This is a genomic window from Planktotalea sp. (assembly GCF_049680325.1).
Lineage (GTDB): Bacteria > Pseudomonadota > Alphaproteobacteria > Rhodobacterales > Rhodobacteraceae > Planktotalea.
Map to the genome: position 1 here is coordinate 14,337 of NZ_JBAUHO010000121.1, position 13,594 is coordinate 27,930.

16 protein-coding genes and 1 other RNA gene are annotated in these 13,594 nt (G+C 56.1%); 15 read left to right on the plus strand and 2 right to left on the minus strand.

Annotated features, from left to right (window positions below; translation table 11 throughout):
• Nucleotides 1-20 precede the first annotated feature (20 nt).
• The 7 genes from argC (at nt 21) to WBC85_RS05355 (ending at nt 6,094) form a co-directional block, all read left to right on the plus strand.
• Nucleotides 21-1,049, plus strand: coding sequence for an N-acetyl-gamma-glutamyl-phosphate reductase (argC, locus tag WBC85_RS05325; protein WP_424433722.1), 1,029 nt, complete (start codon nt 21-23; stop codon nt 1,047-1,049).
• 24 nt (nt 1,050-1,073) lie between these two features.
• Nucleotides 1,074-1,517 (plus strand): cytochrome c maturation protein CcmE, encoded by a 444-nt coding sequence (ccmE, locus tag WBC85_RS05330; RefSeq protein ID WP_424433752.1) that lies wholly within the window; start codon nt 1,074-1,076, stop codon nt 1,515-1,517.
• Nucleotides 1,518-1,591: 74 nt separating this feature from the next.
• Nucleotides 1,592-2,212 (plus strand): holin-associated N-acetylmuramidase, encoded by a 621-nt coding sequence (locus WBC85_RS05335; RefSeq protein ID WP_424433724.1) that lies wholly within the window; start codon nt 1,592-1,594, stop codon nt 2,210-2,212.
• Nucleotides 2,203-2,784: a holin family protein gene (locus WBC85_RS05340; RefSeq protein WP_424433726.1), complete on the plus strand. Its 582-nt coding sequence runs from the start codon at nt 2,203-2,205 to the stop codon at nt 2,782-2,784. The genes WBC85_RS05335 and WBC85_RS05340 overlap by 10 nt, the downstream gene beginning before the upstream one ends.
• Before the next feature lie 81 nt (nt 2,785-2,865).
• On the plus strand, nt 2,866-4,833 hold the full coding sequence (locus WBC85_RS05345; protein WP_424433728.1) for a heme lyase CcmF/NrfE family subunit: 1,968 nt from the start codon (nt 2,866-2,868) through the stop codon (nt 4,831-4,833).
• Nucleotides 4,830-5,291 carry a cytochrome c-type biogenesis protein gene (locus tag WBC85_RS05350; RefSeq protein WP_424433730.1) on the plus strand — a complete coding sequence of 154 codons (462 nt, stop codon included), beginning with the start codon at nt 4,830-4,832 and terminating at the stop codon, nt 5,289-5,291. Before WBC85_RS05345 ends, WBC85_RS05350 begins: the two co-directional genes overlap by 4 nt.
• A gap of 26 nt (nt 5,292-5,317) precedes the next feature.
• The gene (locus tag WBC85_RS05355; RefSeq protein WP_424433732.1) at nt 5,318-6,094 is read left to right on the plus strand and encodes an enoyl-CoA hydratase-related protein; all 777 of its coding nucleotides are present in this window, start codon (nt 5,318-5,320) and stop codon (nt 6,092-6,094) included.
• Between the two features lie 106 nt (nt 6,095-6,200).
• Here the strand turns inward: WBC85_RS05355 and ssrA are convergent.
• Nucleotides 6,201-6,551, minus strand: a transfer-messenger RNA (tmRNA) gene (gene ssrA, locus WBC85_RS05360).
• A 51-nt stretch (nt 6,552-6,602) separates the two neighbouring features.
• Nucleotides 6,603-7,346, minus strand: coding sequence for a FadR/GntR family transcriptional regulator (locus tag WBC85_RS05365; protein ID WP_424433734.1), 744 nt, complete (start codon nt 7,344-7,346; stop codon nt 6,603-6,605).
• 84 nt (nt 7,347-7,430) lie between these two features.
• Between WBC85_RS05365 and WBC85_RS05370 the strand changes: the two genes are divergently transcribed.
• The 8 genes from WBC85_RS05370 to WBC85_RS05405 all read left to right on the plus strand — a co-directional run.
• On the plus strand, nt 7,431-8,168 hold the full coding sequence (locus tag WBC85_RS05370) for a DUF2182 domain-containing protein (protein WP_424433736.1): 738 nt from the start codon (nt 7,431-7,433) through the stop codon (nt 8,166-8,168).
• Nucleotides 8,169-8,183: 15 nt separating this feature from the next.
• Nucleotides 8,184-8,825: a DUF1326 domain-containing protein gene (locus tag WBC85_RS05375; protein WP_424433738.1), complete on the plus strand. Its 642-nt coding sequence runs from the start codon at nt 8,184-8,186 to the stop codon at nt 8,823-8,825.
• Between the two features lie 23 nt (nt 8,826-8,848).
• Nucleotides 8,849-9,331, plus strand: a complete 483-nt coding sequence (locus WBC85_RS05380) for a DinB family protein (protein ID WP_424433740.1) — start codon at nt 8,849-8,851, stop codon at nt 9,329-9,331.
• 5 nt (nt 9,332-9,336) lie between these two features.
• Nucleotides 9,337-10,440 carry a dimethylsulfoniopropionate demethylase gene (locus WBC85_RS05385; protein ID WP_424433742.1) on the plus strand — a complete coding sequence of 368 codons (1,104 nt, stop codon included), beginning with the start codon at nt 9,337-9,339 and terminating at the stop codon, nt 10,438-10,440.
• A gap of 99 nt (nt 10,441-10,539) precedes the next feature.
• Nucleotides 10,540-11,523, plus strand: a complete 984-nt coding sequence (gene acuI / locus WBC85_RS05390) for an acryloyl-CoA reductase (protein WP_424433744.1) — start codon at nt 10,540-10,542, stop codon at nt 11,521-11,523.
• A gap of 195 nt (nt 11,524-11,718) precedes the next feature.
• A complete protein-coding gene (locus WBC85_RS05395; RefSeq protein ID WP_424433746.1) occupies nt 11,719-12,201 on the plus strand; it encodes an N-acetyltransferase family protein in 483 nt (160 codons plus the stop codon).
• A 39-nt stretch (nt 12,202-12,240) separates the two neighbouring features.
• Nucleotides 12,241-12,663, plus strand: coding sequence for an HIT family protein (locus WBC85_RS05400; protein WP_424433748.1), 423 nt, complete (start codon nt 12,241-12,243; stop codon nt 12,661-12,663).
• A gap of 95 nt (nt 12,664-12,758) precedes the next feature.
• Nucleotides 12,759-13,594, plus strand: an 836-nt coding sequence (locus tag WBC85_RS05405; protein WP_424433750.1) for a BCCT family transporter, incomplete at its 3' end; no start/stop codon positions are given.

Here is a 13,594-nt window from a genome sequence, read left to right on the forward strand (position 1 = left end):
TCTTTAGAAAGATCAATAACATGACACAGAATATCGCAATCCTAGGTGCCTCTGGATACACGGGTGCAGAGCTGATCCGGCTTATCGCAACCCATCCCTCCATGCAGATCAAAGCGCTTTCGGGCGAACGTAAAGCGGGCCAGTCAATGGCCAGTGTTTTCCCGCACTTGCGTCATCTTGATCTGCCGGATCTGGTAAAGATCGACGAGATTGATTTTACCGACATTGATCTGGCGTTCTGCGCGCTGCCGCATAAGACAAGCCAAGAAGTCATTACCAACCTTCCGCGTGATCTAAAGATCGTGGACCTTTCCGCCGATTTCCGTCTGCGTGATCCTGAGGCCTATGCAAAGTGGTATGGCAATGCTCACAGCGCCGTAGAAATACAGCGCGAGGCGGTTTACGGGCTGACCGAGTTCTATCGCGATGAGATCGCTGGCGCGCGGCTTGTGGCCGGTACGGGCTGTAACGCGGCGACAGGTCAGTTCATGTTGCGCCCTTTGATAAGCGCAGGTGTGATCGGGTTGGATGACATCATTCTGGACCTGAAATGCGCTGTCTCGGGCGCAGGGCGTAGTTTGAAAGAAAACCTGCTCCATGCAGAGCTGTCAGAGGGCACCAACGCCTATGCCGTTGGCGGAACCCACAGGCATCTGGGAGAGTTCGATCAGGAGTTTTCCGCACTTGCAGGACGTGCAGTGCGCATTCAGTTCACGCCGCATTTGATCCCTGCGAACAGGGGCATTCTGGCCACGGGCTATGTGTCTGGCGACGCGCAAGTGATCCATGACACCCTGGTTAAGCAATATGCGGATGAGCCCTTTATCGAAGTGCTTCCATTTGGCGAAACACCCAGCACGCATCATGTGCGTGGTTCTAACTTTTGCCATATCGGTGTCACCGGCGATCGTATCGAGGGGCGCGCAATCGTGGTTGCGGCCTTGGATAACCTGACAAAAGGTAGCAGTGGACAAGCCTTGCAGAATGCTAATCTAATGTTAGATCTTCCAGAGGCGGCGGGGCTGATGTTGGCCCCTTGCTTCCCTTAAGTACGCGGAGAACGTCCAATGGCAATGACAGGTTTAAAGAAGAAGCGCCGCATTCAGGTGCTTGCTTTGGCGGTTGTTGCTTTGGCGCTGTCCACGGCTCTTATCGGTTATGCGATGCGCGACGGGATCAATTTCTTTCGCGCACCGAGCCAGATTATCGCTGAACCACCAGGTCCAACAGAGGTGTTTCGCATTGGCGGTTTGGTCGAAGAAGGCTCTATCGAGCGCGGCGTCGGCGAGGAAATCCGTTTCTCGGTAACCGATGGCGGGGCAAGTATACCTGTGACTTTCACGGGCGTTCTGCCCGACCTGTTTGAAGAAAACCAAGGCATGGTTGGCACCGGGCGTTACATTAACGGTGTCTTCAAAGCCTCTGAAATTCTTGCGAAACATGATGAAACCTACATGCCCAAAGAGGTCGTGGATGCGCTAAAGGCGCAGGGCGTTTATCAAGAGCCTGACACCTAAGCGTTCGCTCGACTAGCACTCTGTTAACCACCGAACGGCACTCTTAACCCCATCAGCTTATGTTGGGGGAAGCCATGGGTGCGAGCAGAGAAGTCAATGCAATTGCGCAGGCAATTGTGCAACGCGAAGGCGGGTATGTGAACGATCCCGATGATCCGGGCGGCGCAACAAATCACGGTGTTACCATTCATACAATGCGCCGTTTGGGGCTTGATCTGACAGGTGATGGTCGCATCAATACAGCCGATGTCCGCGTGTTGAGCCAATCGCAAGCGGTGGACATTTTTCTGTCCCACTATTTCGACGCGCCCAAGATCGGGCAGTTGCCGCAAGCCCTGCACGCCAGCGTGTTCGATATGTATGTGAACGCGGGCAGCAATGCGGTCAAGATTTTGCAGCGTTTGCTGGTCAAGATGGGGTACGAATGCGCTGCGGATGGGGCTATTGGTCCCTTAACGATTGCGGCGGCGATGCAAGCCTTTGACGCAGCGCCGCGCCATCTGGTTGATGCCTACGGGATCGAGCGGCGCAACTATTACTTCCGCCTTGCGGACAAGCGCGTCGCGAGCCGCAAATATGCCCGCACGCGCGCAGGCGGCAAGGGGGGCTGGATCACCCGCGCCGAAGAATTTATTTCACCGAAATATCACCTGAGCGCAGAGCAGTTTCAGCAAAGGATCGCAAAATGGGCCTGATTGATCGCATTTTTGGAATGGTATTTGGCAATGGCGGCAATCTGATCCGCGATACGGCTGAGGTCTTTGTGGAGAATGCCGAAAACGGCGCAATGCGCGAGGCGCGGCTGCGCGGTGATGCCCTTGCGCAATTTGCTGGTGAATTTGTGCAGGAAAAGCGCGGGCTGTTCGATCGTTTCATGGATGCGCTAAATCGTATTCCGCGCCCGGCCATGGCGCTTGGCACGCTTGGCTTGTTCACCGCGGCAATGGTTGATCCGATCTGGTTCGCAGCGCGCATGCAAGGCATCGCCTTGGTACCAGAGCCGCTCTGGTGGTTGCTTGGTGCGATTGTGTCGTTCTATTTCGGTGCGCGTCACCAGTTGAAAAACCAACAGTTCCAATCCCAGATTGCGGCGTCTCTGGCCATGACGCCAACGGTGATGCGAAATCTGGATGCACTGCAAAACCTTGAACCCGAAAAAGCAAGCGCAGAGCAAACGCGCATTGAGCCGACAGTTCACCGCCCGGTCGCGAACACCGCAGCGCAATACCCCGAGAATGCCGCCCTGCGAGATTGGGCGCGCCAATAAGGTCGTACCCGCGACAATGTGATCGTTTCGAGTGCGCGAAAACCATTGGCGGCGGGCAGGGCGCGCACTATACCCTGTCACATGATTACAGAACTCGGACACTTCGCCCTCATCCTCGCATTCCTGATCGCCATCGTGCAGGCCATCGTGCCGCTGATTGGCGCGCATAAACACTGGTACGGCTGGATGGCCGTGGCAGAGCCCGCTGCGAAAATGCAATTCCTGTTTACAGGCTTTTCCTTTGCCGCGCTGACCTATGCCTTTGTCACCTCTGACTTTTCATTGCGTCTGGTCTGGCTCAATTCCCATTCGGCAAAACCGATGCTTTATAAAATCAGCGGCGTTTGGGGCAATCACGAAGGGTCTATGCTGCTTTGGGTGTTGATCCTGACGCTGTTCGGCGCAAGCGCTGCATGGTTTGGCGGTAACCTGCCACCGACGCTACGTGCGCGTGTCCTGTCGGTTCAATCGGCCATCGCGGTCGCGTTTTTTGCGTTTATTCTCTTCACGTCCAACCCGTTCTTGCGCCTTGCGGTGCCGCCCTTTGACGGGCAGGATCTTAATCCGCTGCTCCAAGATCCCGGTTTGGCGTTTCACCCCCCGTTCCTTTATCTTGGCTACGTCGGCCTATCGATGGCGTTTTCTTTTGCTGTTGCTGCGCTGCTTGAAGGGCGCATTGATGCGGCTTGGGCGCGCTGGGTGCGTCCTTGGACCCTCGCGGCATGGATATTCCTGTCAATCGGTATAGGTCTTGGCTCTTGGTGGGCCTATTACGAACTTGGATGGGGTGGTTTCTGGTTCTGGGATCCGGTCGAGAATGCATCGTTCATGCCATGGCTTCTGGCTGCTGCATTGCTTCATTCCGCTATCGTTGTGGAAAAACGCGAGAGCCTGAAAAGCTGGACGATCCTGCTTGCTATCCTTGCTTTCGGTTTTTCGCTGATCGGGACATTCATTGTGCGATCCGGTCTTTTGACATCGGTCCATGCCTTTGCCAATGATCCCGAACGCGGCGTGTTCATTTTGATGATCCTTGCCTTTTTCACAGGCGGAGCTTTGATCCTTTTTGCTGCCCGGGCGTCCGCGATGGAGGCCAAAGGCGTCTTTAGCGTCGTTAGCCGTGAAAGCGCATTGGTCGCCAATAACGTGCTGTTGGCGGTGGCCTGTTTCGTGGTCTTCGTTGGAACGCTTTGGCCGATGTTTGCGGAAATGTTCTGGGATCGAAAGCTTTCTGTCGGGGCTCCGTTTTTCAATATGGCCTTTACACCTTTCATGGTGCTGTTGGGGCTCATTATGCCGATTGGCTCAACCCTTGCATGGAAACGCGGCAAACTAGGGCGCGCGGTTTATCAAATGCGCTACGCCTTTGCGCTGGCGCTGGCTTTGGCGCTTTTGGTTTGGGTTATGCAAACAGGGCGCACGCTGATGGGGCCTGTCGGTCTGTTTCTTGGTGCATGGATGGTGTTTGGCGCGGCGATTGATATCTGGTCACGCACGGGTCGCGGCGCAGGTCGCGCAGCGCGACTGCTTAGATTACCACGCGCGGATTGGGGCAAAGCGATTGCCCATGGCGGTCTTGGCGTGACGATGTTTGGCATCGCGGGCCTGATGGCATGGCAGCAGGAAGATATTCGCGTCGCCAAATTGAACGAACCTTTCACTGTCGGCGCATTCGAGTTGGAACTGAGCGCGGTTAACCGAGTTCAAGGACCGAATTACTTTTCGACAATGGGCGATGTGATCCTGCGCAAGGACGGGCAGCAAATCGCAACGCTGCATCCAGAAAAGCGCAACTATCCCGTGGCGCAAATGCCAACGACAGAGGCGGCGATTGACTATCGTTTCCTGCGCGACGTTTACGTTGTGATTGGCGATCCACAAGAGGGCGGCGGCTGGACGCTACGGACCTACATCAAACCCTTGGCCAACTGGATTTGGGGCGGTGTTCTGCTGATGGCGCTTGGCGGCTTCCTCAGCCTGTCGGATCGACGCTTTCGCGTTGCGGCGGGCGCATCCAAGCGGCGCGAACGCACGGTGGCGGCAGAATGAAACAGCTGTTGCTTGTGCTTTCGCTGGTGTTGGCGCTGCCTGCCTTTGCGGTTCAACCTGATGAAGTGCTCAGCGATCCCGCAATGGAAGCGCGTGCGCGCGAGCTGTCCAAAGGGCTGCGCTGTCTCGTTTGCAAGAACGAATCCATTGACGAAAGCAACGCCTCGCTTGCCCGTGATTTGCGAATTTTGCTGCGGGATCGGCTAACAGCCGGAGACAGCGATGAAGAGGCAATCGCCTTTATCGTCGATCGGTATGGTGAATTTGTGCTGCTTCGACCCACCGTCACAGGGTCCAACTGGTTGCTTTGGGGCGCTGGTCCGCTCATGCTTTTGCTCGCGACGGCCATCGGTTTTGGGTATTTGCGCAAACGCGCAGCGACGCCAGAAACCAAGGTGGACGCGCTAAGCGACGCGGAAAAGACACGTTTGGCAGAACTGCTCGGCGACGGGCAATGAACCAAGCCTACTGATTGAGGACGACCATGGACTATCAAACCATCACCTACACACTTGCCGACAATATCGCGACGGTCACTCTCAATCGTCCTGACGTGATGAATGCGCTCAGCACGCAAATGCGCGCAGAGATCACCCATGCAGTGCGCACGGGCGGGCAGGAAGCGCGGGTCGTGGTGATTACCGGGGCAGGGCGCGCCTTTTGTTCGGGTCAGGATCTGGGCGATCGCGCCAATGCAGCCAACATTGATCTGGAGCGTACGCTGCGCGACGAATACCAGCCCATGCTCGCGGCGATTACAGAATGCCCGGTGCCGACGATTAGCGCTGTAAACGGTCCTGCGGCTGGTGCCGGGGCAAACCTCGCACTTGGCGCAGATATCGTCATCGCCAAGCAAAGTGCGTATTTTGTGCAGGCCTTTGCAAAAATCGGGTTGATCCCGGATGCGGGTGGCACCTATTTCATGCCGCGCCAGATGGGCATGGCCAAGGCGATGGGCGCGGCGCTGCTTGCTGACAAAATTACGGCCACGCAGGCAGAACGCTGGGGCATGATTTGGGAAGTCACACCAGATGAAGACTTCGCCGAAACTTGGCAAGCGCGCGCCGCTCACCTTGCTGCTGGCCCAACCGCTGCCTACGCAGAGGCAAAAAACGCAATTCGCGCCTCATTCGAAAATTCTTTGGAAGAGCAACTGGCGCTGGAAGCCAAGCTTCAAGGCAAATGCGGCAAGACCCGCGATTTCAAAGAGGGTGTTCTTGCCTTCCTCGACAAGCGCCCCGCCAATTTCGAAGGGCGCTGAGGCACTGCTTCTCTGGTCCCAAAATACCTCGGGGGAGGCTGATCTGCGATCAGACGGGGGCAGCGCCCCCAACTCCAGCAAAAGCCAAGTTCAGAAAAAGTATGAAAGTGCAGGTTTCTGTTGCCAGGTACCTGCGAACCCCGCCTAAAGTCGCTAAACCGTAGGACTTAAGTTTTCAACGGTTAGGGTCGCTTACGCGGCCATCGCCATTGGAGCACGATTGTCATTTGCAATTGTACATTTTGGGCCGATACGGTGGCACCCAGCCGAAACAAAGCTAACCTCTTTAGACGTTCGTCGATCCTATTTCGACCCCATCCGCCGTCAAATGAACGGGTGATTGGTGGAGTCGCCGGGTACCGCCCCCGGGTCCGAACCGTTTATTACAAGCGCGTTTATGTCCATAGTTCTTGCGAACACCTCTAATATAGGGGGGCTCTATCGGTTTGCCAAGGTCAGATGCAGCGCAAGTTTGAAACACAGGGCAGCTTTGTGAAATAGGCGTATTTTAGGCCGTGGTCTGCGCCTTGCCGGTGCTCTTAGCTGCCATAACTTCCCCGAGCGAGCGGGTGTAAGCTGCCAATTCACCAAGCGCGTGTTCGATGCCATTGCTATTGCCTGCCTCACAGGCATTGGCAATCTGTTCGTGCAAGGTCACGATACGCTCGCGCGAGCGGGCGGTGAAGGTAATCATATTCATCAAGGGCTGCATCGCCTCAACCGCACCTGCAAGCTGGTATGACAGGACAGGATTGCCCGCGCCATCGACCAGGGCGCGGTGAAACGCGACATCGCTGGCGCACCAGCCTTCATCGGATAAACCAGGTTGGGTTTGGCGAAAAATTTCGGCGCGCATGGTGGTCAGATGATCTGCCGTGCGCCGCTCTGCCGCGAGCGGCGCGCATGCGCGCTCAAGCGCGAAGCGGGCTTCGCAGGCAGTTTCAAAACTGACAGCATTCATCGACAATAGCAGGGTAGAGGTGGTGATCTGCTGGCCATAGGCCTCTTCAAAGCTCAAGCGATTGACGAAGGCACCGCCGAAGGCGCCCCGCTGGGTGCGGATAAGGCTTTGCGCCGCAAGACGTTTAAGGGCTTCGCGTACCGTGGCGCGCGACACTTCGAACTGCTCTGCCATTTCCGCTTCGGATGGCAAACGCTCGTCAACGATCAAAGCCCCCGAAACGATCGCGTCGCGGATTGCTTCGGCGATTTGTGCCGAAAGGTCGGTTTTTGAAGTCGGATCAATTTTCATTTGTCAGACGTTTAATTGTCTGACATTAAATTTGCAACTTAAACTTTCACGAGATTCGCTGTGCTGTCAGACCGTATCAGAGCCATGGCCGCCCCACATTGGATCGCGCTTTTCGCGTGCATCCTTGCGGCGTGGGTTGTTCTTTATGCGATGGCGTTGCCAAGTGATCTGCGCGCGATGAGCCAGCTTTACGGCGCTAATTTCTGGGCATCGCTTTGCGTTGTAACCCCCGACGCAGCCGGGTTTGTGCGCGTTGTTTTGATGTGGGCCTTGATGTCTGCGGCAATGATGGCACCGACGGCGCTACCTGCCTTTGCGACCTATGATGATCTGTCCAACACGGAGGCGAGGACAGATTTCGGCCAGCTCGTTTTGGGCTATATCGTCGTTTGGATCGGCTTTTCTATTCTTGCGGGCGCTGCGCAGATGTTGCTTTTTACCGCAGGGTTGCTGGATCCGCTGGGTCAAAGCCTGTCGCGGATGCTCTCTGGCGCGTTGTTGATCGGGGCAGGGCTTTATCAGTTTACCCCGATGAAGGAAGCCTGCCTGAGCAAATGCCGCCGCCCGATGACATTCTTTATGCAGCATTGGGATGAAGGTCCGCTGCGCAACGGTGTGCGCCTTGGCCTTGTCTGTATTGGCTGCTGCTGGGCGTTGATGCTGCTCGCCTTCGTTGGCGGCGTGATGAACATCCTGTTCATGGGGCTTGCGACACTTATCATGGTTTTTGAAAAACTGCCCGATCTGGGCCGTTACATCACGAAACCGCTCGGGCGCGCGCTCGTCCTTGGTGGCTTGGCCCTTGGGGCCGGAATTTTCTGAGCAGAGGAGGCTCTTATGGCACTGGACACAAACGCTGAAGTCGGCACGATCCCTTGGACGATAAAGGGTGAGTTGATCCTGAATTGCAACTGTACGGTTTTCTGCCCTTGCGTGGTCAGCCTTGGCCAGCACCCGCCCACCGAAGGGCACTGCCAAGCATGGTCCGGTGTGCGCATTGACGAGGGCGAATACGGCGGCGTGAGCCTGTCGGGCCTAAATGTCGGCCTTTTCCTTGAAATCCCGGGCAACATGGGTCGCGGCAACTGGAAAGCGGCGGCTTTCATCGACGAGCGCGCAGATGACGCACAATATGAAGCGCTGGAGAATATCTTCTCTGGCAAGGCGCGCGGCACAACGGGTCTTTTCGGCGTGTTGGTTGGCGAATTTCTTGGCGCAGAACGCGCGCCGGTGGTGTTTGAAACCGAGGGCAAAGAACGTCGCCTGATGGTTGGCAAAAAGATCAAAGGCTCGGTTATTCCGGTTGAAGGCAAGGATGGCAAAGACATCGTTGTGACCAATACCGAATACTGGATGGGCCCTGATATTACTGTCGCCAAAGCCATTCAGGGCAAGGTGCGTGCCTTTGGCCGGGTCTGGGATTTTGATGGTCGCTCTGCGGAAATCTGCCAGATCGACTGGAAAGGTCCAAAGGGATGATAACGCCCGAGTATTGCCGGCTGATGGCACGTTATAATGCGTGGCAGAACCAGCTGCTCACAAAGGCGCTTGAGGCTTTGCCGGAGACGGAATTGAAAAAGGAGCGAAAGGCCTTTTTCGGTTCCATCTTCGCCACGGCCAATCATTTGCTTTGGGGCGATACGCTTTGGATTTCGCGTTTTGATGGCGGGCAGGGACCAGATGTGTCTGACCTGACGAAAGTTGATACGACGACGACCACAGCCTCGCTGACAGAGTGGAGCATCGCGCGGTTCAAAACCGACGCGCGGTTCAACGCTTGGGCGAAATCCCTTAGCAACACAGGGCTTGCGGGCGATCTGACGTGGTTTTCCGGCTCGGTCCAGCGCGATATTACCAAGTCGCGTGCCTCTTGTGTTGTGCAGATGTTCAACCACCAAACCCACCATCGCGGTCAAATCCACGCCATGCTCGGCGCGGCGGGCGGCGATATGTATGTCACTGATATCCCCTTTATGCCGGAGTAAGCCCAATGGCGCTCATTTCCCCTTCGCGGCGTCTTCGCCGCACGCCTTTCTCTGACGGTGTCGAAGCCGCTGGCGTCAAAGGCTATACAGTCTACAACCGCATGCTTTTGCCGACGGTATTCCGTTCCGTGCAGGAAGATTACCACCATTTGAAATCTGCGGTGCAGGTTTGGGATGTGGCCTGTGAGCGGCAGGTTGAATTGCGCGGCCCTGATGCCACGCGATTGATGCAAATGCTCACGCCGCGTGATCTGCGCAAGATGAACGTGGGGCAATGCTATTATGTGCCGATCGTTGATGAGACGGGGGGCATGTTGAATGACCCTGTTGCGGTAAAGCTGGATGAAGATCGCTGGTGGATTTCCATTGCCGATAGTGATTTGCTGCTTTGGGTGAAAGGCATTGCTTACGGCTATCGTTTGGATGTGCTGGTTGACGAGCCGGATGTTTCGCCGCTGGCTGTGCAAGGGCCGAAATCCGATGAGCTGATGGCGCGCGTCTTTGGCGATGCGGTGAAAGATATCAGGTTCTTCCGCTACGCCATGCTTGAATTTCAGGGGCGCAAACTGGTTGTTGCGCGCTCTGGCTATTCCAAACAGGGCGGGTTCGAGATTTATGTCGATGGCTCTGACATTGGCATGCCGCTATGGAATGCGCTGATGGAAGCGGGCAAGGATTTGGACGTTCATGCGGGATGCCCGAATTTGATCGAACGGATCGAAGGCGGATTGCTGAGCTACGGCAATGATATGACGGACGATAACACGCCGCATGAATGCGGGCTTGGCAAGTTCTGCAACACGGCTTCTGCAATTGGTTGCGTGGGGCGCGATGCGCTGCTTCGCGTGTCGCAGGAAGGCCCTGTGCGACAGATCCGGCCAGTTGAAATCCATGGCGACGCGGTGCCGCCGTGCGACCGGCTTTGGCCGTTGGTTGTGGGCGATAAGCAGGTAGGGCATATCAGCTCGGCAGCCTATAGTCCCGATTTTGCAACAAATGTTGCGATCGGGATGGTGCGTATGACCCATTGGGATGCGCATATGGAAGTAGACGTCATCACGCCGAACGGGGTTCAACCCGCAACGGTTTACGAGACGTTCTGGATTTAAGACGCAAGTAAGGGGCCAGCCCGTCGCCTGTCGGTTTGAACCGATGGCGCACAATCAGCGGCCTTGCAGAGTTTAATGGCAAAATGAAGGATGGAAGATATGTTTAATGCACTCGTGGTAAACAAGAACGACGAAGGAAAAACCAGCGCTGCGGTAGAGCAGATCGCGCTGGATGATTTGCCCGCGGGTGATGTGGTTGTGGCGGTGGAATATTCCACGGTGAACTACAAGGACGGCCTTTGCATTGGCCCGGGCGGTGGTCTGGTGCGCAACTATCCCCACGTTCCGGGCATCGATTTTGCCGGTACTGTCGAAAGCTCGGACGATCCGCGTTACAAGGCGGGCGACAAGGTTGTTCTGACGGGCTGGCGCGTGGGCGAGGCGCATTGGGGCGGTTATTCCCAGAAAGCGCGCGTCAAAGCGGATTGGCTGGTGCCACTGCCCGAGGGCCTTGATGCGCGCCGCGCGATGGCGGTCGGGACTGCCGGCTTTACTGCCATGCTGTCAGTCATGGCACTGGAAGATCACGGCATCAAAGATGGGCCGGTCCTGGTGACCGGGGCCGCAGGCGGTGTTGGTTCGGTTGCGACGGCTATCCTTGCGCATTTGGGACATCAGGTTGCTGCGGTGACGGGCCGCCCTGAAACAGCGGACTATCTGACATCATTGGGTGCTACACAGATCGTGGCGCGTGAAGAGTTGAACGAAACCGTCAAGCGCCCGCTGGAGGGCGAGACATGGGGCGGCTGCGTTGATGCGGTTGGCGGCGATATGCTCGCGCGGGTGCTGGGTCAGATGCAATATGGTGCGTCTGTCGCGGCTGTTGGCCTTGCGGGCGGCGCGGGTCTACCTGCAACGGTCATTCCGTTCTTGCTGCGCGGTGTGAACCTTCTGGGCATCGACAGCGTCATGCAGCCCTACGAGAACCGTTTGCGCGCTTGGGAACGTATCGCGAAAGACCTGCCGATGGACAAGCTGGAAGCGATGGTTCAACCTGCAGTGCTGTCCGATTTGCCGGCTTTGGGGCGTGATATCCTGAAAGGTCAGGTCAAAGGGCGCGTTGTGGTTGATGTGAACGCCTAAGCGCCAAAGGCTTGCCAAGGCGCGTGGTTTGACGCTACACGCCTTGGCATGACACAGAAAAACACATTGAACGCGTTTTATCGCCGGGCCACATAGCCGGGCGCGTTCGTGTATTTTTGAAAAAAATATCAACCGTCCCGAGGGGCGGTTTTTTTGTGGTTAGGCGTCTCTTGGGAATTGCAAGAAAGAGACGAAATGACGGACTTCACAATCAGACCCGCGCGCGCGCATGACGCGATTGCGATCGCAGAGATGGTTTCAGGACTGGCAGAGCATCATTCAGATGTCGCGCAAATGAGCGCGGAAGATGTGGTTTTCCTGTGTTTTGGCCCCGCGCCTTGGCTGACGCTGATTGTCGCCGAGACGGGCGATAAATTGCTCGGGTATGCTGCGCTGCAACGCAAGGTCCAGCTGCAGTTTGCACGCCGTTTGATGGAGGTGCATCACCTCTTTGTTACCAGCGATGCGCGCGGGCGCGGGATTGGATCGGCTTTGATCGACGCAAGTTGCCAACACGCCTGGTCAATAGGCTGCAAGGGGGTGACGCTTGGGGTGATGGAGCACAACAGCGCGGCGCAGGCGTTCTATCGCGCACACTGGTTTTCGATTGCTGAACCCAATGGATCGGTGCAAATGCTGCGCCGCTTTGACTTGCCCTTGGGGCAGGGCGCGCAATAGGGTGCGTCGTAATTGCGACACTCCTAATGAGGCCCATACATGAGTTACGATCCTGACAATATCTTTGCCAAAATCCTGCGCGGCGAAATCCCGTCCTTTAAAGTCTATGAAGACGAGGACACCTATTGCTTTATGGATATCATGCCGCGCACTGACGGGCATTGTCTGGTGATCCCGAAAACGCCGTGCCGAAATATCCTTGATGCCAGCCCTGAACAGCTGAGCGCCTGTATGACAACGGTCAATAAAGTTGCCAACGCATGCATGCGCGCTTTTGGGGCTGACGGGATCACGCTTCAGCAGTTTTCCGAGGCCGCAGGCGGGCAGGAAGTGTTCCATCTACATTTTCACATTTTGCCGCGTCATGAAGGCGTTTCGACGCGTCCTCCCGGGAAGATGGGAGATATGGATCAGATCAAAGCGCATGGCGCGGCGATTGCGGAGGCCATTGAAAACATGTGATAAATACAGGTTGTGATTAAATACTAGGCAAATGAAAAATCCGTGTTAGGCTTTGTTCACAATGAAGAGCAAAATAAAAAACGGGGATGGATTCGATGCAACCACCACTAATGGATCTGCCGATAAAAACCGCCGAAAGCGGTTTTTATAAAGGCTTTGCAAAAAATGTAACCGTCGCAGGTAAGCTGCTGGTCGGCGCGCTGATTATCTGGGCCGTTGCGTTTCCAACGCAAGCGGCTTCGGTATTGTCGGCGATCAATGGCGTCATCTTTTCGACGTTCAATATCTGGTATGTCTATGTGATGGCGTTCTTTGTCATCGTCTGCCTGTTTCTGGCGATATGGCCTGCTTCGGGGCGCTTGAAGCTGGGTCATGCTGAGGACAAGCCAGAGTTTTCCAATTTCTCATGGTTCTCGATGATGTTCGGGGCCGGGATTGGTATTGGCATGCTGACCTTCGCCACGGCCGAGCCGATGTACCACTGGGCCAAGAACCCTGATACGATCAGGGGCATCACAGAAGGCAGCACCGCTGAAAACGTGCGCGCGGCCTATGTCTGGTCCTTTACGCACTGGGGTTTGGCCGCTTGGGCCGCCTATGCGATTGTCGGGCTGAGCCTTGCTTATTTTTCCTATAGACGTGATTTGCCGCTGACGATCCGTTCGGCCTTGGCACCGTTGTTCGGACGCAGTCTGTCTGGTCCGCTAGGTCACACCATTGATGTGGTTGCTGTTGTTGCGACGGTGCTTGGTGTCAGTCAAACCCTTGGGTTTGGCGTCGAGCAGTTTGTGGCAGGGCTGAGCCGCATCGGATTTGGCGATTGGCTTTACACGGCGACCGAGGACGGTGGCCAGAAGGTTTCCATTGCCGCGATTGTAATCGCGTTGATCGTGATTATGGGGGCGTCGACGCTTTCTGCGCTTTCTGGCGT